Below are 25,692 nucleotides of genomic sequence, written 5' to 3'. Positions count from 1 at the left end.
TCTTCCCCGGGTCCTGGAGCGATTCCTCCACCACGGCCCGCTGTTGATCGGTGAGGTTCTCCGGGTCGTAGCCGGTCGACGGCGGCAGTCCGGAGTTCTGTGCGGCGGCCTTGACGGTGTCCCTGTCGGCCCGGACCCACTCGGTCTCGTCCTGGTCGCCGGAAGGCTGATCCGGTCACACGGTTCACCGGAACTCGGCGGGGCACTGGGGCTGTGAGCAGACGAGAGAGGGGGCTCGAGGTGACGGACCGCAGCGAGGCGGGGGCGGAGGGCGACGGTTCCGGCGCGGGCGCGGCCGAGTCGGAACTGCTGGAGGGCCTGAGCGTGGACGATCAGCGTCCGGAACGGCCGATCCTGCTGAACGCCGACGGCACCCCGCTGGAGACGTGGCGGGAGAACTATCCTTACGACCGCAAGATGCGCAGGCGCGAGTACGAGCAGACGAAGCGCGTCCTCCAGATCGAACTGTTGAAGATGCAGCGCTGGGTGAAGGAGACCGGTCAGCGCATCGTCGTCGTGTGCGAGGGCCGGGACGCGGCCGGTAAGGGCGGCACCATCCAGCGCTTCACCGAACGCCTCAACCCGCGCGGTGCCCGGGTGGTCGCCCTGGAGAAGCCCACCGAGCGCGAGGCCGGGCAGTGGTACTTCCAGCGGTACGTCTCCCATCTACCGGCTCGCGGGGAGATCGTCTTCTTCGACCGCTCCTGGTACAACCGGGCCGGTGTCGAACGCGTCATGAACTTCTGCACGGACGCCGAGTACCGGGACTTCCTCCGGCAGGCCCCGATGTTCGAACGGCTGTTGACCGAGGACGGCATCCTGCTGGTCAAGTTCTGGTTCTCCGTCTCTCGCGCGGAGCAGCGCACGCGGTTCGCCATCCGGCAGGTGGACCCGGTGCGCCGCTGGAAGCTCTCACCGACCGACCTGGCCTCGCTGGACCGCTGGGACGACTACACGACCGCCAAGGTCGACATGTTCCGCGCCACGGACACCGAGCACGCGCCGTGGACGGTGGTGAAGAACAACGACAAGCGGCGTGGCCGTCTCGAGGCCATGCGGAGCCTGCTCTACCGGTGCGACTACCCGGCCAAGGACGAGGACACGGTCGGCAAGCCCGATCCGCTGATCGTCGGTGCGGCGGACACCCTGCTGGAACCCGGTGAGGAGCAGACGGTCCTGTCCCCGACCCCGCTGACCGGCCACGGCGACAGCCCCGGGCTGCATCCTCGGCAGGACTGAGCCGGGGCCGCCCGCGGCGAGCGCTCCGCCCGGACACGGACATCTGTTTGACGGGCGGAACAAGGGTTATCCCCATGGGAGGGGCTGCCGCCGGCAGTCGAGAGTCGTGGGCCGTCCGTGACCGCATCCCGCATCCCGCGTTCCGGGACCGCGGCCGGTCCGCCGGGGCAGCCCGCACCATGCTGGGGAAGGGACTGGTCGCGGTGACCGTAGTGGCTCAGCAGCGCGGCGGGGGAGGCTCCAGCGGCCTCTACGACGTGCTGGAACTGATTCTCGACCGAGGGCTGGTGATCGACGCGTTCATACGGGTCTCCCTCGTCGGCATCGAGATCCTGAAGATCGACGTGCGCATCGTGGTGGCCAGCGTCGACACGTACCTGCGCTTCGCCGAGGCCTGCAACCGCCTCGACCTCGAGGCCGGACCGCGCAAGCCCGCCGGGCTGACCGAGCTTCCGGGACGCATGAAGGAGTCGGGGGCCCGCGGCGCGACGAAGGGCATCCTGTCCGGGGCCGCGGAGACGATCTCCGACGCCTTCCAGCAGGCTCGCAGCGAGCGCCGCGGGTGACGGAGGACCCTGCGGTGCGCAGGGTTCCGGCTCCCCGAGGACGGTGAACGGCGCACGGCCCGCCCGATACGTCCACGGCTGCTCGTCCGACGGCTCGCCCGTTGTGGCCGGCCGTCGCGGTGTCCTCCTCCGGAGGAGGAGAGTCGCCCCGCTGTTCCCTGTTCACCCGCCGCGGCGTCGCCGGCACCCGGGCCGGCCGTCGGCGGATGGCCGAGCGGCTCCGCGCGGGAGCGTCTACGTCCTGCGCGCGGCTGTGACCTGGGCGGACGTGCCGACCGAGACGATCGGCCACAGCGGGACGGCGTACCGGCGGCGCATGCGGGACCGGGCCGAGGCCGGCGCTCGGCCACGGCGGCTGTCCGCCGACCGCGGCCACGACACGTATCGGCGGTCCCCTTCACGCCCGCGGCGTCACGCCGGAGAACGCCCGCGAGGGCACTGCCCACGGGTCCGGCCCGGGCAAGATCAGGTGGGACGTCGAGCGCTCTTTCACCCGGCTTCCCCCACGCGCCTGCCGCCCGGAGCGCTCAGCTGCTGACGCGCGTGTAGGTGAGGAACACCGCGCCGCTCTTGAGGACGGTGTGGTCTGCGAGTGTCCAGGTGCGCGGGTCGAAGGCGGCCTTGCGGGAGAACAGCGGGATCCCGTTGCCGATGGTCAGCGGGCCGACTTTGAGGATCAGCGTGTCGATCTCGGTGTACAGGGAGCCCGCGAGCTCGGCGCCGCCGAGCAGCCAGATGTCCTTGCCGTCCTGCTGCTTGAGTTCCCGCACGGTCGCCACCGGGTCGTCGGCGACCAATTCGACCGCCGGGCCCGGGCTCTCGGTCAGGGTCCGGGAAAAGACCAGGTGACGCAGGTGGGGATAGGCGTCGGGGATACCGGCCGCAAGACCGATCTCGTAGCTGCGCCGCCCCTCCAGGACGGTGTCGAAGTGCGTGCCCTCCGCTGTGACGGACAGCGCCTGCCGGGCCTGGACGGGCAACGTCTCCGGGTACTCGGCCACGAGGTGCTGTATGTAGTCCTCCGGTATGGGCCAGAAGCCGTTCGGACCGGTGGGATCCGCGCCGTCCGGGCCCGCGATGAAGCCGTCGAGAGTGGTGGCGACGTAGTGGACGAGTCTGCGCATGCCGGGTCCCTTCCGTTGGTCATGTGGTCGCGGTGCGGCCCGGGACCGCCGGACGGCGTGCCGGGACAGACCGCTGAGTGATCATGACACCCCGACCGACGATACGAGCACCGTTCTGTCGAATCTCGTGCACATCCGCTCCCACGCCCATGCTCACCTGCTGCTCGAACCAGCCGACAAACGCTGTCATTCGGACGGAACCTCCGCGGCGAGGCGGCCGTCGACGAGCACGCGAAAGGCCTCGGCGGGGTGGTCGTCCAGCGACGGGAGGCCGCCGCTGAGCTGCAGGGCGGCGAAGCGTGGATCAGCGACCGGGCAGACGGACCGGCCCGCCGGGCGTCGGGGCCGTGCCGTGCGGTGAGGAGGCCCTCGGCACCTGGGCATAGCGCGCGGGAGGCGCGCGCCTTGGCCGCGGTGAGCTCCGGGTCATCGCCGTGGAGCAGCTGGGGCCGGAACATCACCTCGAAGTGGGCCGGGCACGGGCCGTGGAGCGCGCCGGGGCGCCGGCGGCCACGGTGAACCGCCGGCGCGTCCAGCGCGAGCGCCACCCGGACCACGACGGCCAGGAGACGGCCGGGGAGTTCAGGGCGGCGGGCACGGCCGCGCCCGGCGTGACCGTGTGCGCCGGGCTTCAGTCAGGGCCGCGTCGGCATGGACGTGGCGGTCCTACGGATGCGGGTGAGCCGAAACGCGGTGATGGTGGAAAGGCTGCGGCAGGACTACCGACACGATGGGCGGATGCGGCGATGGACAAGACGGAGCTCCTCGACTTGACGGCACGCCGTCTCGCACGGACCTCGGACGGGGGTGAACCGGGCGGCGAGGACGTTCCACGCGTCTTCGACGCCCTTTTCGGCACCGTCGAGCATCCCGGGACGATCGCCGAAGCGCTGAAGTCCAAGGGGACGGTCACCCTGGGCAGCTTCGGCAGCCTGGCTCAGGAGGACGGCGCGGCCTCCTTCCGGCCGGGCAAGGCGCTGACCGAGTACCTGCGTGGCGAGGTCGGATGAGCGCCCCGCACACCAGCGTGTGCAGCGGGCTCCTGTCGAGCGGCTCATGGCACAGCTGACGTTCGACGTCACCGGTCCGGCGGCGCCCGCCACCGTCTGGGAGCGCTATGTGCGCGTGGACCGGTGGGCGTCCTGGTCACCGCAGATCAGGGCCGTCCACACCGACGCCCTGTGCATAAAACCAGCACTGGAGGGGACCGTCGAATCGTTCGCGGGACTACGGATTCCCTTCGTCGTCGAAAGCGTCGATCACCGGCATCGGACATGGGCATGGAGGGTCCGGCTGGGGCCGGTCCGACTGCGCCTCCACCACGCCGTACGGCCCGATCCGCAGGGCAGTTCCGCAGGCCTCACCCTGCACGGTCCGATGCCCGTCCTGGTGGGCTACGCGCCGCTGGCACGACTCGCTCTCAGGCGTTTGGTCCGGCCCTGAACCCGGCAGCGGCGCGGACACAGCATTCCGGTCAGGGTCGGCGCGAGGACGGGGCGACCGTCACGGAGGCTGCAAGGACGGGCCGGCGCACTCGTCACCGGTGCGGCCACGGGCCGGGGCCGGGCTCGCCTCCGCGCCCAGGCCGCCGAGGCGGGTCGGCAGCCGCGCCTGATCACCTGCTCACGCCGGCCGACCCGCCCGCCGCCCTCCCCGGTCGGCGGACGCCGGTCCGCCCAGGCGAACGTGCCACGCTCGGGTACCGGGCACCCTCCCACCCTCACCGCTCCTCCCTCGACGACACCACCGCCACCCGTCCGGCCGAGACGTACGAGCAGACGGCAGGGTGGCAGCGGCTTGCAGCCCCGGGCTCGCCCACGCCCCCTCCGAGGTGGCCGCGCACGCCCTGACGACCGCCGACGACCCCGCCGTCCGCCGGTCGGTCGCCACGGCCCCGAGCACAAGCCGCCTGGAGACCGTCGCAAGCCCCCTGGACCGGGCCACGGGCCCGATGCCCGACGTCGCCGCCGTGTGCCTGACCGGTGGGCAGTGGCAGCCCGGCACCCGGCACGGCCACGAACTGACCGTCGGCCACGGTTGCTGCCCGCTGCGAGGACGCCGGGCAGGTGCGGACGGTCGATGCCGCCCCTCGTCTCCGGTGGGAGTCGAGGGAGGTGGGGTCCAGTCCGCTCGGGATGCGTACAGGTACTTCTCCGCACTGTTCGCACCGCTGACGGCCGCAGCTCGTACGGGTTCTCAGCGCGTGCGAAAGACCTGTGTGTCGCGGGCTCCGTCGAGTCCTTCCGGTTCGTGGGGCTCAGCCCGTCATCCGGGTGCTCTGTGCCCTTCGTCTCTGCGCCGGCGTCATGGCGGTGAGGGACCCTTCCTGCTCGTCCGGTCGCAGGCACTCGATCATGTAGTCGCCGGTGTCGGGGGCCCGGGTCACCCCGTGCGTCTCGCTGCCGAAGCCGGGGAAGTGGCGGTCGAAGGACTCCAGGGCGCTGAGGTAGCGCAGGAGGGGGCCGTCTTCCCGCCCGATCGCTTCACCCGGCATGAGGACCGGGATGCCGGGCGGCGTCACCGTCACCATCGCCGCGGCGATCCGGCCCGGTGCGTCCGCCAGGCGGACCCGTTCCGTGCCGCCGCGGATCAGGCGCTCGTAGCACAGCTGGGGCGGGGTGACCGGCTCCGGGAGCTGTTGGAAGGCCTGGTCGAGGAGATCGACGAGGCGGGCCTGGCGCAGGTGGTCGTGCATCTCCTGGCACAGGTCGCGCAGGGTCCTCCCCGAGTAGCGCCGCGGGTGCCCGGCGACCAGGGCGGGCAGCACGCGGTCCAGCGGGGCGTCACCGTCGTAGAGGTCCTTGAAGTCCATCAGGGCGTCCAACAGCGTGCCCCACTTGCCCTTGGTGATGCCCATGGAGAACAGCACCAGCGTGGTGTAGCTGTCGGTCTTCTCCACGACGATGCCGCGCGTGGTCAGGTAGGCGGTGAGGACCCGTGCCGGGATCCCCCGGTCGGACATCACACCGGCCGCGTCGAGCCCCGGGCAGGTCAGGGTGACCTTGATCGGGTCGAGCATGCAGTAGCCGTCGGTCAGACCGGGGAAACCGTGCCAGTCCGCGTCGGGCGCGAGGTGCCAGCAGGACGCCTCGGTCCGCAGCAGGTCCGCCGGAGCCTCGTCGAACGGCAGCCGCCTCCCGCTCGCGGGGTCGGTCACCTCATCCGGCTGCCACACCCCGAAGAACCAGGGCGGCCGGTCTCCCGCGGTCTCGATCCGCCGCCCGATCCGTACCATCTCCTGGCGGAACCGGATCGCCTCCGAGACCGCCTCGTCGACCAGCCACTGCCCTTGCGGACCGTCCATCATGGCCGTGGCCACGTCCAGCGAGGCGATCATCGGGTACAGCGGCGACGTCGTGCCGTGCATCATCAGCGCCTCGTTGAACCGGTCGTGCTCCACCGCCGCCCGCGGGGCGGGCCGGACGTGCACCATGGCGCCCTGTGACAACGCCGCCAGCAGCTTGTGGGTGGACTGCGTCGCGAAGATCGTCGGCCGGTCGGGGCCGGGGAAGACCCCCTCGTCCACCGACATGCCGTAGCGCCCCGCGTAGAGCGGATGGAAGCGGGCGTACGCGAACCACGCCTCGTCGAAGTGCAGCCGGGGCGTGCTGGCCGCGAAGGTCCGGGCCGCCACCGGTGCGTCGTAGCACAGCCCGTCGTACGTGGAGTTGGTGAACACCGCGTACTGGGCGCGCGACGACACCGCACCCGCTGCGAGGGGGTTCCCGGCGATCCGCGCCGCCACCGAATCCGCGGCGATCTCGGCCAAGGGCAGCGGTCCGGCAAGCCCGTAGCCGTTGCGGGTGGGGACCAGGTAGACCGGTCGGGCACCGGAGACGACCAGGCCGTGCAGGACCGACTTGTGGCAGTTGCGGTCCACCAGGGCGATCTCGTCGCGCGTCACACTGAAGTGGCCGACCAGACGGTTGCAGGTGGAATCGCCGTGCAGGACGAAGTACGTGTGGTCGGAGCCGAAGACCCGCGCGGCGTTGCGCTCCGCCTCGCCGATCGGGCCGGTGTGCTCGAACAGCGAGCCGAGTTCCTCCACCGAGATCGACAGATCGCTGCGCAGCAGCCGTTCCCCGAAGTAGTCGTGGAAGGCCCGGCCCACGGGCGACTTGAGGAAAGCGACGCCGCCGGAGTGCGCCGGGGTGTGCCATGAGTATTCGTGCGCGTCGTCGAAACGCCGCAGCGCCTTGAAGAACGGCGGCAGCAGGGCGTCCTGGTACGCACGCGCGGCGGTGGAGATCCGCCCCGCGATGAACGCCGGTGTGTCTTCCAACGGCCACACATAGCCCACCACCGACTGCGACACCCACAGCGGCAGCTCGCGCAGCCCCTCGTCCGCCATGACCAGGAACACCGGCAGATCCTGGAACCTGCGCCCGATCCGGCGCAGGACCATCGCGCCGCCCGGCCCGTCCTCGCCTGTCGGCGGGAGGTCCCAGGCCACCACCGCGGCGGCCAGACCGGCCTCCGTCCTGAGCACCGCCTCGGCGTCCGCGACGCTCACCACCCACCGGACCTGCAGGCCGGTGGCCCGGATCGACTCGGCGATGCGGGTCAGCTGCCCGGCGGTGGCACCTCCTGCTTCCGGATTTTCCGTCACCGCCACCAGTACCGTGCCCTCGGCCATGCCGCCCCCTTGTCCGGTGGCCCGCGCCACCTGCGGCCAGTGTTCACCGGGCTGCGCGCGCACGATCTGCCGATGGACGGTCAAACGACCCCAACGGGTGGCAGCGCGGACCGCGCTTTGACGCCGGCAGGCCGTCGGGGGCCCGGTCGCCGAGCGGCGTCGGGCCGGAACGGTGGACTCGGCCCGCTCCGGGGGCCGAAGGAGTGGCCCGGCGGCGTGGTCCGCTGGATGGCCGGGGTCAGGGAAGCGGTGTCCCACCCGTCGCGTTGACGATCTCCGCCGTGATGTACGACGCCTCCTGCGAAGCGAGGAACACGTACGCGGGCGCCATCTCGGCCGGTTGCGCGGGCCGTCCGATCGGCGCCTGCTTGCCGAACTCCGTCGTGTCCGGCAGCGTCGCGGGGATCAGCGGGGTCCACACCGGTCCCGGCGCCACGGCGTTCACGCGGATGCCCCGGTCGATCAGCATCTGCGCGAGCCCTTGGGTGAAGGTGACGATCGCGCTCTTGGTCATCGCGTAGTCCAGCAGATGCGGGCTGGGTTTGTACGCCTGCACCGAGGCGCTGTTGATGACGCTGCCGCCCTGCGGAATGTGCGGCACGGCGTGCTTGGTCACCCAGAACATGCCGTACAGATTGGTGCGCATGACCCGGTCGAACTGCTCGGTGGAGATGGCCTCGATGCCGTCCGGCTGGGACATCTGGTAGGCCGCGTTGTTCACCAGGATGTCGATCCTGCCGAATTCCTCCACCGCCCGCCCGACCAGCGTCCGGCAGTTGTCCTCCTCGCGGATGTCCACCGACAGGGGGACGGCCCTGCGGCCCGCCTGCTCCACCCAGCGCGCGGTCTCGGCCGCCTCGTCCTTCTCGCTGTCGAGGTGGGTGAACAGCACGTCGGCGCCCTCGCGGGCGAACGCCAGGGCGACGGCCCGCCCGATGCCGGAGTCGCCGCCGGTGATCACGGCCTTGCGGCCCGTCAGCCGCCCGGTGCCGCGGTACGACTCCTCGCCGTGGTCGGGCGGCGGGTCCATCGGCCCGCTCCAGCCGGGATGCGGCTGTTCCTGGGCGGGGAAGTCGGGCTGCGGGTACTGTTCCGCGGGGTGCTGCGGATCGTTCACTGTTCACCTTTCCTCGTGTTCTTCGTTCGCTCACCGCCGGTGGGAGCCGGCCGGCGTGCCGCTCGCGCTTCAGCGGCACGGGCCGTGCCGCGGGAGTACCCGGGGGGCGGGGATGCATGCCGGGACCGCGGGGGACGGGCGCAGGCGCCTCCGGCTTTTCCCGGAACGAGGACGGAAGCCCCGGGCGCGATCTCCCGCAGCCCCTTCGCACGCAGCCGTGGTCGGAGCCGGGGATCGTCGACCGGGGCGTCGGGGATGCGTCCAGTCCGGCTGGTGGACCATTCCGAGCCGGTGGAAGACGCCCGAGGCCACACCCAGGTCGACCGGGTTGACCGCTGCCGCGGCGATCTTGACGCGGATCTCCCCCGGCCCCGGCTCGGCCACCGGCACGTCGACGGTCTCGATCGACTCGGGTCCGGACGGAACGCGCACCACGACTCGCCGAGAAGTCATCTCGCTCATCATCTACTCCCTTTTTCTGGGGTCGTGCCGTCCCCGTGCGGGAAAACCAGCATGGAAGAACCCCGTTTCCAGGGGGAAGTAGGCACCTCGAAGTGCGTAAGTCACCGAGCTGAGGAGATGACTGACCGATGGCGACCAGCACCGCCTCCGAGCGGCGGGCCGTGGCCAAGCGGGAGTACGACGCGTTCCTCGCGATGTGCCCCAGCCGGCAGCTCCTGGAGCGGATCTCCGACAAGTGGGTCGCCCTCGTCCTCGCCGCGCTCGGCGAGGACGGCCCGCGCCCCGGGCAGAGCGCTGCCGGCGAGCCGCGGGCCATGCGCTTCTCCGAGCTGTCCCGCCGGATCTCGGGCGTGAGCCAGAAGATGCTCACGCAGACATTGCGCGCGCTCGAGCGCGACGGAATGGTGACCAGGACCGTGATCCCCACGGTGCCCGTCACCGTCACTTACGAGCTGACCGCTCTCGGCCACTCGCTCCAGGGAGTCATGCGGGGGCTCAAGGAATGGGCGGAGGGCCACATGGAGGAGGTCCTCACCCATCGCCACGAGTACGACCACGGACAAGGCGAGGCCGCCGGCTGAATCTCCGCCGCGGTGCCCGGAGCAGCGTGTGCCCAGGACGGGGACGGCTGCGGGGCTGCGGGGCTGCGGGGCTGCGGGGCTGCGGGGCTGCGGGGCTGCGGGGCTGCGGGGCTGCGGGGCTGCGGCATGCAACACCCTTCAGGACCTGTTCCCATTGCGCGGCTCCGTACGGTGGTCGAAGTACGCCCACGCGAAGATCCCGAGCAGCGCCACGACGCCCACGGTCGGGAACTGCACCGCCGTGGGTGCGTTCCGGGTGAAGAATCCGGCGAAGCCTGTTGCCAAAGCGCCGCACAGCATCACCATGCGGCTGGCGAGGTGTTGCCCCGGATCGATGCCCTCACGTTCGGAGAACAGGCCTTCTGCCGCCGCTTTCGCCGGGCGCGCAGCGCCCCTGCGCTTCTTCGACCGGTACTCCAACCCGTAGCCGATCAGCAAGTAGAGCGCGAAGATCACGGCGATCCACGCCCAGTCGGACGGATCATCCGCGCCGCCGCGTGCCAGTGAGACCTCCAGCCCCGAGTTCATCCATGCCCCCTTTCCCGCATACAGGCCGGATGCCCGGTCCGTGGGGTCACATGTGAAGCTTCCGCCTCCGATACCGCTTGCCCGTCCACGGCGCGGTCGTCCAGGCCCAGAAGATCAGCGCGGCGCGGCTCAGCCGGTAGGGCAGCACGCAGGAGCGGCGGATGTGAAGCCCGGCAGAAGAAAGCCGACCGTATTTTTGCAGGGGGAACTGCCTGGGACCGTACCCGTTCGCCGTGGTCGACTGTGCCTGCCGCAGGGGCGCCGCCCCGCACCGGCGGACGACCCCACCGCCGACGCACAGCGCCCCGGCCCGGCCCCCTCGGTGGTCCAGGAATGAAGAGCGGGAAATGTCGAGCAGAGCGAAAGGCAGGAACTGACATGAAGCGGAAGATCACCTCGCTTGCCGGTGCCATGGCCGTGACCGGTGGCGTCGTCATCGTGACTGTGGCCGCGGCCACCGGTCAGGCGTCCGAGGCGGACCGCGGAGGGCCCGCTTCCGTCCCCACCCCGCACGCGACCGTGGTCTTCGTCGACCGGCTGGCCGATTCCGATCTCGCCGCGTCGCACAGCGAGTTGGCCGTGGGCCGGCGGACGCCACGCGCCTGAGCGGTCCCGTTCGGAGCACCGGGCCGACCAGTGAAAACCCCCACACACCGTCAGCCATCCAGTGCCATCACGCCAATGAGCTCAGTAGGGGAATGACGACGGACCGGAGAGTCCGCCGTCAGCACCGCGTCCCTGCCCGAACGGGCCGGGCGCACGTCCGAAGGAGAGAGTCATGCTGGTCCACAAGTTCAAGGCAGCCCTGCTCGCGGCCGCTGCGGTCGCGAGTGTCGCGGTGGTGGCCACGCCGGCCGAGGCGGGCAACTGCTCGCGCGGAGGCGGCGTCTACCTCTGCGAGTACGACGTGACCAGCTACAAGCTCCCCGACGGCAGGAAGCAGGAGTTCGTCGTCGGCACCGACCGTGCGGTGTGGACCCGCTGGACCGACTCCGACGGGGACTGGTCGGGATGGATGTCCATGGGCGGAAGGGCGTCGAGCACGGCGCGCGCCTACGACTACGACACCAGCGACCCCTGGACCTTCAGGGTGTTCTACTACGACGAGACCGGGGAGTACTGGGGCCGCAACCGTGACCACGCCGGCAACTGGTCCCCGTGGATCCGCTACGACCTCCCGCTCAACGGCTGATCACCGCGCCCGGCCGTACGGCCCCACCGCACCGGTCGGGACTCCCTCGGCCCGTTCGACGGTCCTCGCTAGCGGAAGTGCTCACGGGGGCCGTCGTCGCGCTCCCGGCCGGTGTCCCGTCCCGTCGTGCGTTGCCGGCGCGAGCCCGCAGACGGATCCGGGACGGGGCGTCGTCGGCCGTCCGCTGCGTGCGGTCGTCACCGTTTCGGGCCGCGCACAGCAAACTGTTCGACCCGGTTGCAGCCTCCCAGGTCAAAAGCGCGACGGATGATCGGCTCCACTGACCGCGGGGATGTGCGGGTGCCGACCACCCTGCTTCACGTCCGTGTCGTGAGCCGCGTGACTGCCGCGTCGTATCGTGCCTGGAGCCCCGCGTCCGCCGAGACCCTCAGCAGGACGCCAAGCGCCCGTACCGCGCCGTCCTCGTAGCCGGAGGACTCCGCTTCCCGGGCTGCGAGATCGAGTTGCTCGATGCCCTCGGCTTCGTCCCCGAGGCCCAGCAGCGCCTCCCCTCTCACCATGAGCAGCAGTATCCGGGGGATGTCGGCCGTGCCGGACCGGTCACCGAAGGCCAGTGCCTCGGTCGCCGTGTCGAGGGCCTTGCGCCATTTCCCGGCGTCGGCCCAATGACGGGCCAGGTGCTGCAGGGCCAGTCTTTCGATGGTCCGATCGTCGGCCTTGCGGGCCAGCTCCACCGCCCGCTCACACCCCTGCGCGGCTTCGTCCAGGCCGCCGAGTGCCGCTTGCGCCATAGCCAGAACGAGCAGGGCGTTCGCCTCGGCCACCGGGTCGCCTCTCCGGGAGGCGAGCGCAGAGGCTGCCCTCAGGTGAGTCAGCGCCTCCCCGATGCGCCCTTCCTCGATCAGCACCCAGCCGAGCACGTTCAACACGCGTGACTCGCCGTGCTGATCGGCGTCGGCCCGTGCCGCCTCGAGCCCGGTCTCCAAGAGCGAGACCCAGCCGTCCCGTACACGCCACACGATCAGCGGCCACAGCGTCAGCACGATCCGCCAGGTCCTGTCGTGCAGTCCGGCGGCGTGTGCTGCGGCCACCGCGAGCGTGAGGTCGTCCCTCTCCGCCGCGTACCAGGCCACGGCGGCGGACCGATCACCGAACTCCCGGACAGCGGCGGGCGGCAGGTGGTCCGACGGCAGCGGGAAGCACTCCTCGTTGCCGGGCTCGGCCGCCGCCACGGCCGCGAGGCCCGTGGTGATGTAGTGGTCGAGGACGCGTTTGAGCGCTTCGGGCGCGACATCCAGGCTCCGTGCGTAGAGCCGCACGAGATCGTGCATGGTCCATCGGCCGGGCGCCGTCTCCGTGACGAGGTGCGCGACGGCCAGCCTCTCCAAGGCGGCTTCGGCGGTTGGCGAATCCGTGTCCGCCAGGGCTGCCGCCGTGTACCGGTCGACGTGCGTGCCGGGGTGGCGGCCGAGATGGGCGAACTGACGGGAGACGTCCCGCGGGAGCTGTTGCAGCGTCACGCGCAGCGCCGCTCGCACGCCGGTGTCTTCCACATCCAGCAGGCTCAGCCTGCGCGTCTCGTCGGACAGCTCGGCAGCCATCGCCTCCAGGGACAAGCCGGGTCGTTGCGTCAACCGGGCGGCTACCACCCGCAGCGCGAGGGGCAGTCCGTCGCACAGTTCGGCCAGCCGTCGCGCAGCCACCGGCTCCGCGGTCACCCGTTCCGTGCCGAGTACCGCGGCGAGGAGCATCGTGCCGTCCTGCGGGCCGAACACATCCACCGCAACGGGTCGAGCAGCGTCAGTGACGATCAGCCCCGGCAGCCGGTGCCTGCTGGTGACAACGGTCACGCAGCGGCGACCGCCGGGAAGGAGCGGCCTGACCTGCTCGGAGTCTCGCGCGTTGTCGAGCACTACGAGGAGCCGGCGGTCAGCGGCGAGCGACCGAAACAGCGCGGCTGCGCCGTTCGCCGACTCCGGTATCCGGCCGAGCGGCACACCGAGCGCCAGCAGGAACTCTCGCAGCACCTCCGTGAGCGCCGGCTCGCCCGTGCCGCCGAAGCCCCGCAGGTCGGTGTAGAGCCGCCCGTCGGGAAACCCGGCACGGTCGTGGTGGGCCCAATGCAGCACGAGGGCCGTCTTCCCGACCCCGGCGGGCCCGACGACCAGACAGACGGGCGCCTCGCCCTCGGCGGCCCGGGACAGGGCGTCGAGTTCCGCCGCGCGTCCGTAGAAGCCACGTGGTGCGCGCGGCAGCAGATCGGAAGCGGCGGTCTGTTCAGCAGCATCCGGTACGACCGCAGGTGGTGGTGAGTCCGTGGTGCGGGCCCTTCGGAGACGGCCCAGGCTCGCGGTGTGTTCCAGCTCCCGGGCGCCGGCCTCGTCCAGGCCGAGGGCGGCAGCCAATGCCTGCACGGTGCGGCGCTGCGGCCCCCGGGAGTGTCCGCGCTCCATGTACGACAGCGCCCGCACGCTCACCCCCGCAGCATGTGCCAGCTCCTCCTGGCTCAACCCGGCCTCCGTCCGCAGACGGTGCAGAAGCGCGCCGAAGCCGCCGGTGACCGGTGTACCGGTGTCCATGTCTGCATATCCCCTGGTCAGTGCGGCCCGGCTGGACGCCTTACCCCGCCTGCAAAAGTATGCACGAACTACTTTTGCAGGCGAAACGCGCTGTTCCTTCCCTGCCCTGGGAATCGGACCCGCGCGGCACCGGGACCACCCACCCGTGCCGCCCGGCCCCCCTTGTCCTCGAATCCTCGCGGACAGGTCGGCGCATCTCGCAAGGCGTCGGCTCGAAAGTCCCCCAGAGGGCGACGGTTCGTTGCCGAGCATGAGCCGCCCGGGACCGCACCGCCCAACGAGCGCAGGGCCGAGGAGTGCGCCGCCACTGCTCCGGCTCGAACCTAAGCACCTCACGGAGGGTGTCGTGGCAGTTCGCCGCCGGACCTGCCGCGCGTCGGCGGCCCGGTCTGCACAGAGGTACAGACGCGCGTACCGACATGCAGGTGCGCGACGACCGCCGTGTCCGTTGTTCTCGGGGCCCTCTCGGGGCGTCGTCGGCCTGCGGCGCTTTCGGTGCCGGGGGGCGTCCGGTGCACGGGTTCCAGGGCGCGGGGTCATGTCGGCCGCCCTGGCCCTGGTGGACCTCCGCCGCGGCTGCGGCCCCCTGCGGTGTCTTCCCTCCTGGCTAGGGTGTGGCTGTGATCGACGACTGGAATACCGACAGAGTGCATCGCTTCCGTGCCGAGGCGGCCTCCCGTGGGCTGCCGACGGAGGAGGTCGAGGAGTGGATACGGGCCGCTGTGCCGGGCACGTTCTTCACACAGGGCGGTGACGGGCCGCCCGCGGCGCGGATGGGTGGTGATCCGGTACTGCCCGAAGGCGCCCCGGAGCCATGCCGTCCCCTGATCGCCCGCGTCGACTGCGCGCTGATACAAGGCGTCACCGGACTCCCCCTGCCGTCAGCGGGCCACCTGCTGTTCTTCGCCGACCTGGAGCTCGGCCTGCACGGCCCGACGAGTGACGTGGTGTGCCATGTCCCCGCCGGGACACCGGCGGCCGTCCGGCGTGTGGAGACCGGGTCCGGGCCGTTCGAGTCGCAGGACATGCGCACGATGTGGCACCACTTGTCCCCGCCGATGCCGGAGAGCTTCGCGGAGGCCAGGTGGGACTCCCCCGACGACGAGGAGTACGAACTCGCCGAGGAGTTGGAGAGTGCCTGGACGCACGTGGGGGGCTCCTGGCCGACCTGGACGTTCGCACTCGGCGCCCACCCTGTCGTCGTCAACGACGATCCCCTTCTCCTCGTCAGGGACGGCGAGTCCGAGACCGGCGACGCCGCAACGGGCACCGACGACTGGGTCCTGCTGGCCACCTGGCGTTGCGGTGAGCAGGTCCGCGAGCCGGCCTCGCCCGTCGTCAGCTGGGTGATCCGCCGTCAGGACCTGTCGTCCCTGCGCTTCGATCGCGTGTACGTCCACGTCGACAGGGCATGACGCCCGGCCTTGCCCACACACGTGGTCGAGGTGACGGCGAGGCGCGGGCCGGGAGCCGTGGGGCTGGCCTCGTTCGGCGAATCGGAGCAGCGTATCCCGGGTCCTGGAAGCCACGGATGACAGCGGCGAGCGCCCGCGGCGGTGAACCCTCGTCCTCGTCGATCTCCACCAGCCTGTCCACCTACCACCGACTCGCCGACTGAGGTGACTTCTTGTCACCACGACGACCGGGCGCCTGCCTCGCAAGGGCCCGCGGGCCGCCAAGTAAGCGAGCGAATAAGCCCGTTGGTCGAGCTCGCGCATCGTCCCGCTCTGCCGCTCCACCGCCTCCGTGGTACCCGGATCGGTCCACCGGCAGGCGCGGCGGCCTGGCGCGGCGAGCGCTTGGTGACGGTCGGCCGGGGCCGTCCCGTGAGTCCTCGACGGAGCTTTAGCGGCCGGCGGGCCCGCCTGATCGGTTCCGGTGTCCGTCGGGGCCGCCGCGGCACCGCCCGGTGCCAGGACGCGCGGTTCCCCGACGGGCCGGACGGTCGGAACGGTCCTGGGTGCCGCGTCGGGTGAACCCCCACAGTACGAGCCCGAGGCAGCTGAACGCGGCACCCAGTGCGCATACGGCCCCCCAACCGGCCACCGCGTAGAGGGAGGTCGCGGCGATGGCACCGGTGGCGCTGCCGATCGAGTAGAAGATCATGTATCCGCCGATCAGCCGGCTGCCCGCGTCCGGGTACAGCGTGTAGATCGTGGTCTGGTTGGTGACATGGACCGCCTGGACGGCGAGGTCGAGAAGGATCACCCCGACGATCAGGGCCCCCAGCGAGCTGCGGGTGAGGGACAGGGGCATCCATGAGGCGGCGAGCAGTGCCAGGGCGATGCCGGTGGTCCGCCGGGAGAGTCCGCGGTCGTTCAGGCGGCCGGCCACGGTTGCGGCCAGGGCGCCGGCGACACCGATCAGCCCCAGCGTCCCGATCGCACTGGGGGACAGGAAGTAGGGGGCCGCGCTGAGCGGCAGCGCGATGCTGCTCCACAGGGTGCTGAAGGCGGCGAAGATCAGCAGACCGAACAGGGCCCGGAGCCGCAGGAGTCGTTCCCGTGCGAACAGGATGATCGTGGAGCGCAGGAGTGGTCCGTAACGCAGAGCCGTCGACCGAGCCTCGTCGTGGCGCGGCAGCACCCGGTACAGGATCAGGGCGAGCAGGGCGGTGAGCGAAGCCGAGGCGAAGTAGACGGAGCGCCAGCCCGCCATGTCGGCCAGGAGTCCGGACGCGGTGCGGGCGAGCAGGATTCCGATGACCACGCCGCTGGTGACGAGACCGACGATCCGTCCGCGTTCGGCGGGACGGGCCAGCGATGCCGCGAAGGCCACGAGTGTCTGCGTGACGACCGCGAGGAGCCCCACTGCGGCCATGCCCGTGAGCAGGACCGCCGCCGTGTGGGCGGTGGCGACCGCGGCGAGCGCGATCACCAGGAGCAGCAGCTGGGTCACGACGAGGCGCCTGCGGTCGGCCACGTCGCCGAGCGGCACGAGGAGGAAGAGTCCCGCCCCGTATCCGACGTGCGTCAGGGTGACCACGCTTCCGACGAGTGCCGGGCGCATGGCGAGGTCGTGTCCCATGGTCACCAGGAGCGGCTGAGAGAAGTAGACGTTGGCCACCGCGGCACCGCAGGCGACGGCGAACAGCACGACGACGCCGCGGGACAGGGCGAACGCTGAGCCTTCGTCGCCCCTGGCCACGGCCCGTGACGTCACGGCCTCACCACTGTCGGACATCCGGATCCACCCCTCCGCACATTCTGGTTGCAACTTGCCACCAGCGGAGACGGTAGCCGGGCTGGTAGCATGTTGCAACCACGAGAGAGCGAGGGGCGCCATGGTGAGCAGAACGCGCTTCGACGACAGCGACTGTCCCGTCGCCCGGTCGGTGGACGCGATCGGCGACTGGTGGTCCCTGCTGATCGTGCGGGACGCCTTCGACGGAAGCCGGCGCTTCGGGGAGTTCCAACGCAGCCTCGGCGTGGCGAAGAACATCCTCACCGCGCGTCTGCGCACCCTGGTCGCCGGCGGTGTTCTCGAATCCGTCCCCGCCTCGGACGGCAGCGCCTACCGCGAGTACGCCCTCACCCCGAAGGGCGAGGCGCTCTTCCCCGTCATCGTGGCACTGCGGCAGTGGGGCGAACAGAACTTCTTCGCACCCGGCGAACCGCACTCACAACTGGTCGACCGCCGCCAGGGACAGCGCCTGCGCCCGCTGGAGGTACTGTCTGCCGACGGACGCCGGCTGAGCCCCGACGACACCACCGTCCGAAAGATCACCACCCGGTGATCCGAGCCGGAGACCGGCGCGGCCACACCGGCCGAGCAGCGCCTGCCGTCCGGCACTCCCCCGCCCCGTCCGCGGCGTCGTGACAGCTGCGCCGGGCCACCACGGGCCTCGCCCGCCCCTGGATCCGGCACCGGCAGGCCTCCGCCCCTCCCTGGTAGAGGGGGTGTCCCCCGGCCCCGCAGCGGGGCTACCCCCTGCACGGAAGCGGTGGAGCACCCCAGCGCGCTTCGCGCCGCAGCATACGAAGATCACTTCATCGGCCCGGGAAGCCGTCGCACACGAGGAGTGATCAACCACGCTCGACCCCAGGAAACCGACCGGCCGGCGACGACGATTACGCGTGGACGGTGCAGCACGCCCGGAACATCGCGCAGACCTTCTCCTTTGCCACCGTCGACCTCGCCTCGGTCACCACCGCCGAGCGCCTGCGCGACCAGGCCATGGCCGACAACGTCCTGTGGTGGCAGCGCCACACCGGCCACAGAATGCTGTTGTCGGCCCACAACGGCCACATCGGGTACCTCTCCACCCATCAGGACATGTACCCGCGGACCCAGGGAGCCGTGCTGCGCGACCACCTGGGCCGCGACTACACCGCAATCGGCTTCAGCTTCGCCGGCGGCTCCTTCCTCACCAAGGACGCCTCCCTCGACGGGCGTTGGGAGCCGGTCACCGTCCCGGCGGCACGCCCCGGCATGAACGAGCACACCCTGGACCGGGTCAGGCACCAGGACTTCTACCTCGACCTGCGGGCCACGTCCGCCGCTGCCCGCACCTGGCTCGCCCGCGCCCGTCCGACCTACGACGCCGGCTCCACCTTCACCCCCGACCCCCTGCCCACGCTTGCCCTCGGGCGGACCTACGACATCCTCATCCACCTCCACCGGGTCCGGGCGGCCGACATGCTCCGCACCACGTCCGAGCCCAGCAGCGGAGAGCGGAGGAAGGACGTCCGTCGATACGCGCCGGCGCCTCGGTGATCGACGAGCTGGATCCGGGCCCTGCACGTGTCCTGGAGGACCACCCGCTCGCCGGGACGGAGCCGGCGACCGGGTGGCGCCTTCGAACGGAGCCTGCTCGGAGCAGGAATGACGCGGGTGGAACCGCCGCGGCCGGCCCCGGCAGCGTGGACGAGGCCGGTGCCCGGCCCCTCGTGTCGACGTGAGGAGGGGCCGGGTGAAGGCCCTGGCCGTCGCGGGAGGCACGGACGGCATCGGCAGCGGGCGGTGGCCGGGGCTCTGCCCCGCGAAGGACGGAAGCACCAGGACCGCTGCGGGTGCGGCGGCACCGGCGCCCTCGACGGTGTCCTGCACGCGCGGGCGATCCCGTTTCCGGCACCACCGCACGGTACGCGGCACCGCCGTGCCCGAACCGGCCCCGCCGCCCGAGTCCTTCCCGGTCGCCTTCTGCGACACCGCCGACGAGGACGCGGCGCGCATCGGGTCCGTGTGGGAGCAGGTCCTCGAGGAATCCGGCGGCACCGGACCGGCCTGACGCCGTCTCAGCACCGCCTTCGCGCCGGCCACCGACGTCGGCCCCCGCTGATACGAGGCATCCGGCAGCGCTGCGAGGTCCACGCCCACCGGTGACGCTCGCCTCCGTGCCCCGCGATACGGAACGTCCAGCATACGGAACGTCTGTTGGTGCACCGCCGCGGGCTGTTGTAGAAATAGGCCCATGAATCACGAGCCCTTGGTGCGACGCCTGGTCATCGACCTGTGCCGACGCCCGGCTTCGTGTTGTCGCTGAACCCGCGTCCCTGACGCTTCCCACCGGCCGGTGGTCCCGCCCGAGCCGGTGACGCTTTCGCCCACGCGTTCCGTGACGGGCCTGTTCACTTCACCCTGACCTGCTCCCGTTCAGGGCTGTCCACCCACGTCGGCGTGCACCAGACGCGTGCTCCGACGTCCCCTGGAGGCTGCCGCCCCATGCCCTCGTCCTCAGCACTGCAAGAAGCCGGTACCGGTGAGGTGCCGGTACCGCGCCGCCCCCGCGCCCGGTCCCGGGTGCCCCGTGCGGCCCTGCCCGTCGGCTCGTTCCTGCTGTTCCTCGTCCTGTGGCAGTTGCTGGCGCTCAGCGGTACGTGGAGCCGGACACTGGTCCCTCCGCCCGCCGACGTGTGGGACGCCTTCGTCAGGGTGTCCACCACACGCGACGGCGTACGGGGTTACAACGGCACGTACCTCGTCGAGCACCTGGGCACCAGTTTGCGGCGCATAGCGATCGGGGCCGGGATCGGCATCGCCACCGGAGTGGTGTTCGGGCTGCTCATGGGCACCGTCGGCTGGCTGCGTTCGCTCTTCGAACCCTGGATCACCTTCCTGCGCACGCTGCCGCCGCTCGCGTACTTCTCGCTCCTCGTCATCTGGTTGGGTATCGACGAGGAGCCGAAGGTGACCCTGCTGGCCGTGGCCGCCTTCCCGCCCGTGGCGGTGTCCACCACCACGGCCGTGGCCGCCGTGCCGAGAGCCCTGGTCGAGGCGGCCCGCGCCCTCGGCGCCTCGCGAGGGGACGTCGTCAAGGACGTCCTCGTCCCCTCGGCCCTCCCCGAGACGCTCACCGGCATCCGGCTGGCCGTCGGCGTGGCCTACTCGTCGCTCGTCGCCGCCGAGTTGGTCAACGGACTGCCCGGCATCGGCGGCATGGTCAAGGACGCCGCCAACTACAACAACACCCCGGTCGTGCTCGTCGGCATCATCGCCATCGGCGTCTCCGGCCTGGTCATCGACGGTCTGCTGCTGCGGTTGGAACGCGCCGTCGTTCCCTGGCGCGGCCGCGTGTGACCGGCCCGCACCTCCACCTCCCCGTCCCGTGCACAGAAACGGCTCCATGATGTCCCGTGTCCCCCAAGGTCCCTCCCGCCGGCTGCTGCTCGCCGGCGCCCTCGCCGTCGCCTCCGCGGCCGTCACCGGCTGCTCTTCGGACAGCGGGGACTCGTCCGGTGGTGCCAGGAGACTGCGCATCGGCTACTTCGCCTTCCCCAGCGGCGACCTGATCGTGAAGAACAGGAAGCTGCTGGAGAAGGCGCTGCCCGGCTACAGGATCACCTGGATCAAGTTCGACTCCGGGGCCGGCGTCAACCAGGCCTTCCTCGGCAAGTCCCTCGACATAGCCGCCCTCGGGTCGAGCCCCTTCGCCCGGGGACTGTCCGGACCTTCGCCGATCCCGTACAAGGTCGCGTGGATCCTCGACGTGGCCGGTGAGAACGAGGCCCTCCTCGCCCGCAAGGACACCGGCGTCTCCGATGTCGCCGGCCTGAAGGGCAGGACCGTCGCCACGCCCTTCGCCTCCACCTCCCACTACAGCCTGCTCGCGGCGCTGGAGGCGGCCGGCCTGAAGACCTCGGACGTCAAGCTCGTCGACCTCCAGCCACAGGCCATCCTCGCCGCCTGGCAACGGGGGGACATCGACGCCGCCTACGTCTGGTTGCCGACCCTGGACGAACTGCGCAGGACCGGGACCCAGCTCACCAGCAGCAAGACGATCGGCAGCGCGGGAAAGCCCACCCTGGACCTGGCCGTGGTGTCGGACGACCTGATCGCCAGGGACCCGAAGGCGATCGACGCCTGGCGGAAGGCCGAGGCCGAGGCCCTGCGGCTGCTCGAGTCCGACCCCGACGGATCCGTGAAGGCCGTCTCGGCCGAACTCGGCATCAGCACGGCGGACGCCGAGGCCCAACTCGCCCAGGGCGTCTTCCTGACCCCGGAGCAGGTGACCTCCGCCGACTGGCTGGGCACCGACGGCAGCCCGGGCAAGCTGCTGTCCTACGTCACCGACACCGCGAAGTTCCTCGCCGGCCAGAAGCAGATCGACGCCACGCCGTCCGCGGACGCCGTCCGCGAGGCCTTCTACCTCAAGGGGCTGCCCGATGTCCTCAAGTGAGACGACGACGGCCGCCCCGAACACGACGACGAAAGCCGACGGCACCGTCCGGCTCGACGGCGTCGTCCACCGGTACGGCCGGGGCGGCGAGGACGTCACCGCCGTGGGGCCCGTCGACCTGACCGTCCCCGCCGGTGAGTTCCTCGTCCTGGTGGGCCCCTCGGGATGCGGCAAGAGCACGCTGCTCCGACTGATCGCCGGATTCGAGCGGCCGACCCGCGGCACCGTGCGGGTGGCCGGCGTCGGACCGCGGCCCGGGACGGCGGCCGGCGTGGTGTTCCAGACGCCGCGGCTGTTCCCGTGGCGGACCGTGGGGGGCAACGTCGATCTCGCCCTGCGGTACGCGGGCGTCGATCGCGCCCACCGGCCCGAGCGGCGGGCGCGGTTGCTGAACCGGGTCGGTCTCGAAGGCACGGAGAAGCGGCGCACCTGGGAGATCTCCGGCGGCCAGCAGCAGCGCGTCGCGATCGCCCGCGCACTGGCCGCGGAGAGCCCCCTCCTCCTGCTCGACGAGCCGTTCGCGGCCCTGGACGCGCTGACCCGGGAACGGCTCCAGGAGGACGTCCGCCGGGTGGCCGCCCGGACCGGACGGACCACGGTGTTCGTGACGCACTCCGCCGATGAGGCGGTGTTCCTCGGCTCCCGCATCGTCGTGCTGACCAAGGGACCGGGGACCGTCGCCCTGGACCTGCCGATCGGCCTGCCGCGAGGCGACATCGACGCGGAGGAACTGCGCGAGTCACGCGAGTTCGCGCAGCTGCGGACGCGGGTCTCGCACGCCGTGAGGACCGCGGCGGCGGGCTGACCGCCGTATCCACGCCAAGAACTGCAGAAGGGACACACACATGAGCATCCTCAGCGCCCGTCCTCGGACGGAGCGGTTGCCGATCACCCCGCTTGGCCCGAGCTTCGGCGCCGAGGTCCGGGGCATCGACCTCGGCAGCCTCGACGACGACCAGGTCCTCGCGCTCCGCGAAGCACTCGTACGTCACAAGGTGCTGTTCGTCCGGGGCCAGGACGGCCTCGACGACGCACGGCAGATCGACTTCGGCAGGCGCCTGGGCGAGGTCACCGTCGGCCACCCCGTCCACGACTCCGGTGACGTGGCGCCCGAGGTGTACAGCCTGGACAGTCAGGACAACGGGTTCGCCGACGTGTGGCACACGGACGTGACGTTCGTCCGCCGGCCACCCGCGATCTCCGTGCTGCGGGCCGTGGTGCTGCCGCCCACCGGCGGTGACACCAACTGGGCCGACAGCCAGCTCGCCTACGATTCGCTGTCACCGGGCCTGCGGACCTACGTCGACACCCTGACCGCCGTCCACGACGGCAGCCGCGAGTTCGGCTACTACCTGGCCCAGCGCCGGCAGGGCCGAGGAAACCTCTGGGAGGGCGAGACGTTCACCGAACTCGTGCCGGTCGAGCACCCGGTGGTGCGGGTGCACCCCGAGAGCGGGCGCAAGGGCCTGTTCGTGAATCCCGGCTTCACCTCGCACATCGTCGGCGTCTCCGAGCACGAGAGCCGGGGCGTCCTCGACATCCTCTACGCCCACCTCACCAAGCCCGAGCACGTCGTGCGCCACCGCTGGCAGCCCGGTGACGTCGCCCTGTGGGACAACCGCAGCACGGCCCACTACGCCAACCGCGACTACGGCGACCACCACCGCGTCATGCACCGCATCACCCTGCGCGGCGACACGCCCGTGGGCCCGGGAACGGCGCGTCCCGGAGGCGGCGCCGCCCTCGCGTCCTGAGGAACCGCGCCGGTGTGACCGCGCGCGCCGGCCGGGCCGGCGCGCGCGGCATCACGGACGAGCCTGAACCGACACCTTCCCCCGTCTCCTGCGACGCCCCGCACGACGGCGCCCGGACCCCGCTGATCCTTCGGCGGACGGCCTGCTTCATGGCCTGCTCCCTCGAGAAGCCCGCGCCCCGGGCCGTCCCGGGCCGCACCGCTCCGCAGCCCTGCCGGCCCAGCAGCCGCTCCGGGCCTGGGTGCCGGACCCCGCGGGCCCGGGCGGGGTGGCCACCGCCGGCGAGCCGCGCAAGGAGTCCGTGCGCGAGCCGGCAGGACTGGCGGCTTACGGCCCGACAAGGTCGCGGAACAGCCGGGCGGCGTCCTCGACTCCTCCGGCGGGGTCGCCGACGCGCTCAGGGCAGGATCGGTGAGGACCACCCCTTCGGTATGCCCGCCGGCGCCGGACCGGCGCTTGCCGGCCACTTCGCGCCGATGAGTTCTCGTCGGCCGTGCGGTCTATCCGTCGACGAAGGGAGCACCCCATGCGCAAGATCATCGTTTGCACGTTCCTGACGCTGGACGGCGTCATGCAGGCGCCGGGCGGACCGGACGAGGACGCCGAGAGCGGCTTCGAGCACGGGGGATGGCAGAAGCCGGTGGCCGACGAGGAGGTCGGCACGGCCATCGCCGGGTGGTACGAGGCGTCCGACGCCATGCTGCTCGGCCGCAAGACGTATGAGATCTTCGCGTCGTACTGGCCGACCGCCGATCCCGACAACCCGTTCACCGAGCGGATGAACAGCATGCACAAGTACGTGGCGTCCCGGACCCTGGCGTCCGTCGAGTGGCAGAACTCCACGCTGCTGGAGGGCGACGTCGTCGATGCCGTGCGCGCGCTGAAAACGTCCGACGGCGGCGACATCAACGTCGTCGGCAGCGGCGACCTCGCCCAGACCCTCATGCAGCACGGCCTCGTCGACGAGTACCGGCTGACCATCCACCCGGTGATCATCGGCACCGGCAAGCGGCTGTTCGCCGAGGGGGCGATCCCCACCGCACTGGAGCCGGTCAGCGTCTCGACGACGAAGGGCGGCACCGTCGTCGGTGTCTACCGGCCGAACGGAGAGCCGGCCCACGACAGCTACTAGCCGCGCCCTTCCCCGCTGTGATCACCCCTGCCGCAGGATCGTCACCAGCTCCCGCGGCAGGCCATGGGTGTCGTGGAGACGGCGGAAGTCCTCGTCGTCCAGCGGCCCCCGGAAGCGGGGCCGGGCGAGCACCTGACGGCCGCGTTCCAGGAGACGGGCGAATCGCCGCTCCTCCTCGGTCAGCATCCGGCGTACGAGGGCGGGGTCCTCCGTCTGCCGGAAGTGGTCGAGGGTGTGCGAGATCAACTCGACGGGCAGGTCACCGAGCCGACGGGACGGATCGTCCCGCCACAGCAGGGTCAGCACCCGCCGTACCAGGCGCCGCAGCACATAGCCCCGCCCCGTGGCGGCCGGGCGTACGCCGTCGCCGAGGACCACGACGGCCGACCGCAGGTGGTCACAGACCAGACGGAACGACGGCTCGTCCAGCGGCCACAGCCCCGGCACCAGCCGCCGCCAGGGTTCGAAGACGTCGCCGTCGTACACCGACGGCTCGCCCTGGAGCAGTGAGGCCAGGCGTTCCAGACCCAGCCCGGTGTCGACGTTGTGCTGGGAGAGCGGCACCAGCCGGCCGTCGTCGAGCCGGCGGTGGCGCATCATGACGTGGTTCCACACCTCCACCCAGCGGGGGTCGCCCGTGGGGGTCGAGCGGGGCGGGGTGTCACCGGTCCACAGGAAGATCTCCGAGTCGGGGCCGCACGGGCCGACGGGCCCGTTGGACCACCAGTTGTCCTCCACCGTGAGCTCCACGGGCACGCCGCGCTCCTGCCACAGCTCCAGGGAGGCGGTGTCCGGACCGACCTGGTCGTCGCCCCCGAACACGGTGGCGTGCAGCAGCCCGGGATCGACGCCGAGGCCCTCGGTGAGGAACCGGTGGCCCCAGTCGAGGCTGCGTACGCCTCCGTAGTCGCCCAGCGACCAGGTGCCGAGCATCTCGAAGACGGTCAGGTGGGTGCGGTCACCGACCTCGTCCAGGTCCGTGGTGCGCAGACAGCGCTGCACGTCGACCAGCCGCCGGCCCAGCGGATGGGGGCGGCCCTCGAGGTACGGGGTGAGCGGATGCATGCCCGAGGTGGTGAACAGGACCGGGTCACCGGGCGGTGGCAGCAGCGTGGAGCCGCTGATCCGGTGGTGACCCCGGTCCTCGTAGTACTCGACGAACGTACGGACGATCTGCTCGGTGTTCATGGGACGGCTCCTTCG

General features: G+C 71.4%; 23 protein-coding genes. 16 read left to right on the top strand and 7 right to left on the bottom strand.

The window, feature by feature from the left end; all coding sequences use genetic code 11:
• Positions 1–240: 240 nt before the first annotated feature.
• Positions 241–1,239: a polyphosphate kinase 2 gene (ppk2, locus tag ACZ4V6_RS30695; protein ID WP_467833745.1), complete on the top strand. Its 999-nt coding sequence runs from the start codon at positions 241–243 to the stop codon at positions 1,237–1,239.
• 203 nt (positions 1,240–1,442) lie between these two features.
• Positions 1,443–1,805, top strand: coding sequence for a gas vesicle protein GvpJ (gvpJ, locus tag ACZ4V6_RS30690; RefSeq protein WP_467833744.1), 363 nt, complete (start codon positions 1,443–1,445; stop codon positions 1,803–1,805).
• A 527-nt stretch (positions 1,806–2,332) separates the two neighbouring features.
• Here the strand turns inward: gvpJ and ACZ4V6_RS30685 are convergent.
• Entirely contained in the window at positions 2,333–2,929 is a 597-nt protein-coding gene (locus ACZ4V6_RS30685; RefSeq protein ID WP_467833743.1) for a dihydrofolate reductase family protein, read from the bottom strand.
• 746 nt (positions 2,930–3,675) lie between these two features.
• On the opposite strand from ACZ4V6_RS30685, the gene ACZ4V6_RS30680 reads away from it, so the two are divergent.
• Together ACZ4V6_RS30680 and ACZ4V6_RS30675 are read left to right on the top strand one after the other, a co-directional pair.
• Entirely contained in the window at positions 3,676–3,939 is a 264-nt protein-coding gene (locus ACZ4V6_RS30680; protein ID WP_467833742.1) for an HU family DNA-binding protein, read from the top strand.
• A gap of 46 nt (positions 3,940–3,985) precedes the next feature.
• Entirely contained in the window at positions 3,986–4,372 is a 387-nt protein-coding gene (locus ACZ4V6_RS30675) for an SRPBCC family protein (protein ID WP_467833741.1), read from the top strand.
• A gap of 814 nt (positions 4,373–5,186) precedes the next feature.
• On the opposite strand, the gene ACZ4V6_RS30670 is transcribed toward ACZ4V6_RS30675, so the two are convergent.
• Together ACZ4V6_RS30670 and ACZ4V6_RS30665 are read right to left on the bottom strand one after the other, a co-directional pair.
• Positions 5,187–7,565, bottom strand: a complete 2,379-nt coding sequence (locus ACZ4V6_RS30670) for an Orn/Lys/Arg family decarboxylase (RefSeq protein WP_467833739.1) — start codon at positions 7,563–7,565, stop codon at positions 5,187–5,189.
• Positions 7,566–7,803: 238 nt separating this feature from the next.
• Positions 7,804–8,682, bottom strand: coding sequence for an SDR family oxidoreductase (locus ACZ4V6_RS30665; RefSeq protein ID WP_467833738.1), 879 nt, complete (start codon positions 8,680–8,682; stop codon positions 7,804–7,806).
• A gap of 590 nt (positions 8,683–9,272) precedes the next feature.
• On the opposite strand from ACZ4V6_RS30665, the gene ACZ4V6_RS30660 reads away from it, so the two are divergent.
• Complete coding sequence (locus ACZ4V6_RS30660) at positions 9,273–9,725, top strand: winged helix-turn-helix transcriptional regulator (protein ID WP_467833737.1); 453 nt, start codon at positions 9,273–9,275, stop codon at positions 9,723–9,725.
• A gap of 138 nt (positions 9,726–9,863) precedes the next feature.
• Here ACZ4V6_RS30660 and ACZ4V6_RS30655 read toward each other — a convergent pair whose 3' ends face one another.
• Entirely contained in the window at positions 9,864–10,253 is a 390-nt protein-coding gene (locus ACZ4V6_RS30655; protein ID WP_467833736.1) for a hypothetical protein, read from the bottom strand.
• Positions 10,254–10,631: 378 nt separating this feature from the next.
• Between ACZ4V6_RS30655 and ACZ4V6_RS30650 the strand changes: the two genes are divergently transcribed.
• Together ACZ4V6_RS30650 and ACZ4V6_RS30645 are read left to right on the top strand one after the other, a co-directional pair.
• Positions 10,632–10,859 (top strand): hypothetical protein, encoded by a 228-nt coding sequence (locus tag ACZ4V6_RS30650; protein WP_467833734.1) that lies wholly within the window; start codon positions 10,632–10,634, stop codon positions 10,857–10,859.
• A 172-nt stretch (positions 10,860–11,031) separates the two neighbouring features.
• Positions 11,032–11,445: a DUF8189 domain-containing protein gene (locus ACZ4V6_RS30645; RefSeq protein WP_467833732.1), complete on the top strand. Its 414-nt coding sequence runs from the start codon at positions 11,032–11,034 to the stop codon at positions 11,443–11,445.
• Between the two features lie 317 nt (positions 11,446–11,762).
• Here ACZ4V6_RS30645 and ACZ4V6_RS30640 read toward each other — a convergent pair whose 3' ends face one another.
• The gene (locus ACZ4V6_RS30640; RefSeq protein ID WP_467833730.1) at positions 11,763–13,916 is read right to left on the bottom strand and encodes an ATP-binding protein; all 2,154 of its coding nucleotides are present in this window, start codon (positions 13,914–13,916) and stop codon (positions 11,763–11,765) included.
• A gap of 716 nt (positions 13,917–14,632) precedes the next feature.
• Here ACZ4V6_RS30640 and ACZ4V6_RS30635 point away from each other — a divergent pair.
• Positions 14,633–15,400, top strand: coding sequence for a DUF1963 domain-containing protein (locus ACZ4V6_RS30635; protein WP_467833728.1), 768 nt, complete (start codon positions 14,633–14,635; stop codon positions 15,398–15,400).
• A 430-nt stretch (positions 15,401–15,830) separates the two neighbouring features.
• Here the strand turns inward: ACZ4V6_RS30635 and ACZ4V6_RS30630 are convergent, their stop codons facing one another.
• The gene (locus ACZ4V6_RS30630; RefSeq protein WP_467833726.1) at positions 15,831–17,168 is read right to left on the bottom strand and encodes an MFS transporter; all 1,338 of its coding nucleotides are present in this window, start codon (positions 17,166–17,168) and stop codon (positions 15,831–15,833) included.
• Between the two features lie 100 nt (positions 17,169–17,268).
• Here ACZ4V6_RS30630 and ACZ4V6_RS30625 point away from each other — a divergent pair, with 100 nt between their 5' ends.
• The 8 genes from ACZ4V6_RS30625 (at position 17,269) to ACZ4V6_RS30590 (ending at position 24,489) form a co-directional block, all read left to right on the top strand.
• A complete protein-coding gene (locus ACZ4V6_RS30625) occupies positions 17,269–17,721 on the top strand; it encodes a winged helix-turn-helix transcriptional regulator (protein WP_467833724.1) in 453 nt (150 codons plus the stop codon).
• A gap of 194 nt (positions 17,722–17,915) precedes the next feature.
• Entirely contained in the window at positions 17,916–18,701 is a 786-nt protein-coding gene (locus tag ACZ4V6_RS30620) for an erythromycin esterase family protein (protein ID WP_467833832.1), read from the top strand.
• A 382-nt stretch (positions 18,702–19,083) separates the two neighbouring features.
• Positions 19,084–19,215 (top strand): hypothetical protein, encoded by a 132-nt coding sequence (locus ACZ4V6_RS30615; RefSeq protein WP_467833722.1) that lies wholly within the window; start codon positions 19,084–19,086, stop codon positions 19,213–19,215.
• Positions 19,216–19,649: 434 nt separating this feature from the next.
• Positions 19,650–20,504, top strand: a complete 855-nt coding sequence (locus ACZ4V6_RS30610; protein ID WP_467833720.1) for an ABC transporter permease — start codon at positions 19,650–19,652, stop codon at positions 20,502–20,504.
• A 49-nt stretch (positions 20,505–20,553) separates the two neighbouring features.
• The gene (locus tag ACZ4V6_RS30605; RefSeq protein WP_467833830.1) at positions 20,554–21,603 is read left to right on the top strand and encodes a taurine ABC transporter substrate-binding protein; all 1,050 of its coding nucleotides are present in this window, start codon (positions 20,554–20,556) and stop codon (positions 21,601–21,603) included.
• Positions 21,590–22,408 carry an ABC transporter ATP-binding protein gene (locus ACZ4V6_RS30600; protein ID WP_467833718.1) on the top strand — a complete coding sequence of 273 codons (819 nt, stop codon included), beginning with the start codon at positions 21,590–21,592 and terminating at the stop codon, positions 22,406–22,408. Before ACZ4V6_RS30605 ends, ACZ4V6_RS30600 begins: the two co-directional genes overlap by 14 nt.
• 40 nt (positions 22,409–22,448) lie before the next feature.
• Positions 22,449–23,357, top strand: a complete 909-nt coding sequence (locus tag ACZ4V6_RS30595) for a TauD/TfdA dioxygenase family protein (protein WP_467833716.1) — start codon at positions 22,449–22,451, stop codon at positions 23,355–23,357.
• A 526-nt stretch (positions 23,358–23,883) separates the two neighbouring features.
• Complete coding sequence (locus tag ACZ4V6_RS30590; protein ID WP_467833714.1) at positions 23,884–24,489, top strand: dihydrofolate reductase family protein; 606 nt, start codon at positions 23,884–23,886, stop codon at positions 24,487–24,489.
• A 21-nt stretch (positions 24,490–24,510) separates the two neighbouring features.
• Here ACZ4V6_RS30590 and ACZ4V6_RS30585 read toward each other — a convergent pair whose 3' ends face one another.
• Positions 24,511–25,677 carry an alanine--tRNA ligase-related protein gene (locus ACZ4V6_RS30585; RefSeq protein WP_467833712.1) on the bottom strand — a complete coding sequence of 389 codons (1,167 nt, stop codon included), beginning with the start codon at positions 25,675–25,677 and terminating at the stop codon, positions 24,511–24,513.
• Between the last annotated feature and the right edge of the window lie 15 nt (positions 25,678–25,692).

The organism is Streptomyces sp. NPDC029152, assembly GCF_055564355.1.
This window is presented reverse-complemented; position numbering and strand designations above follow the sequence as displayed.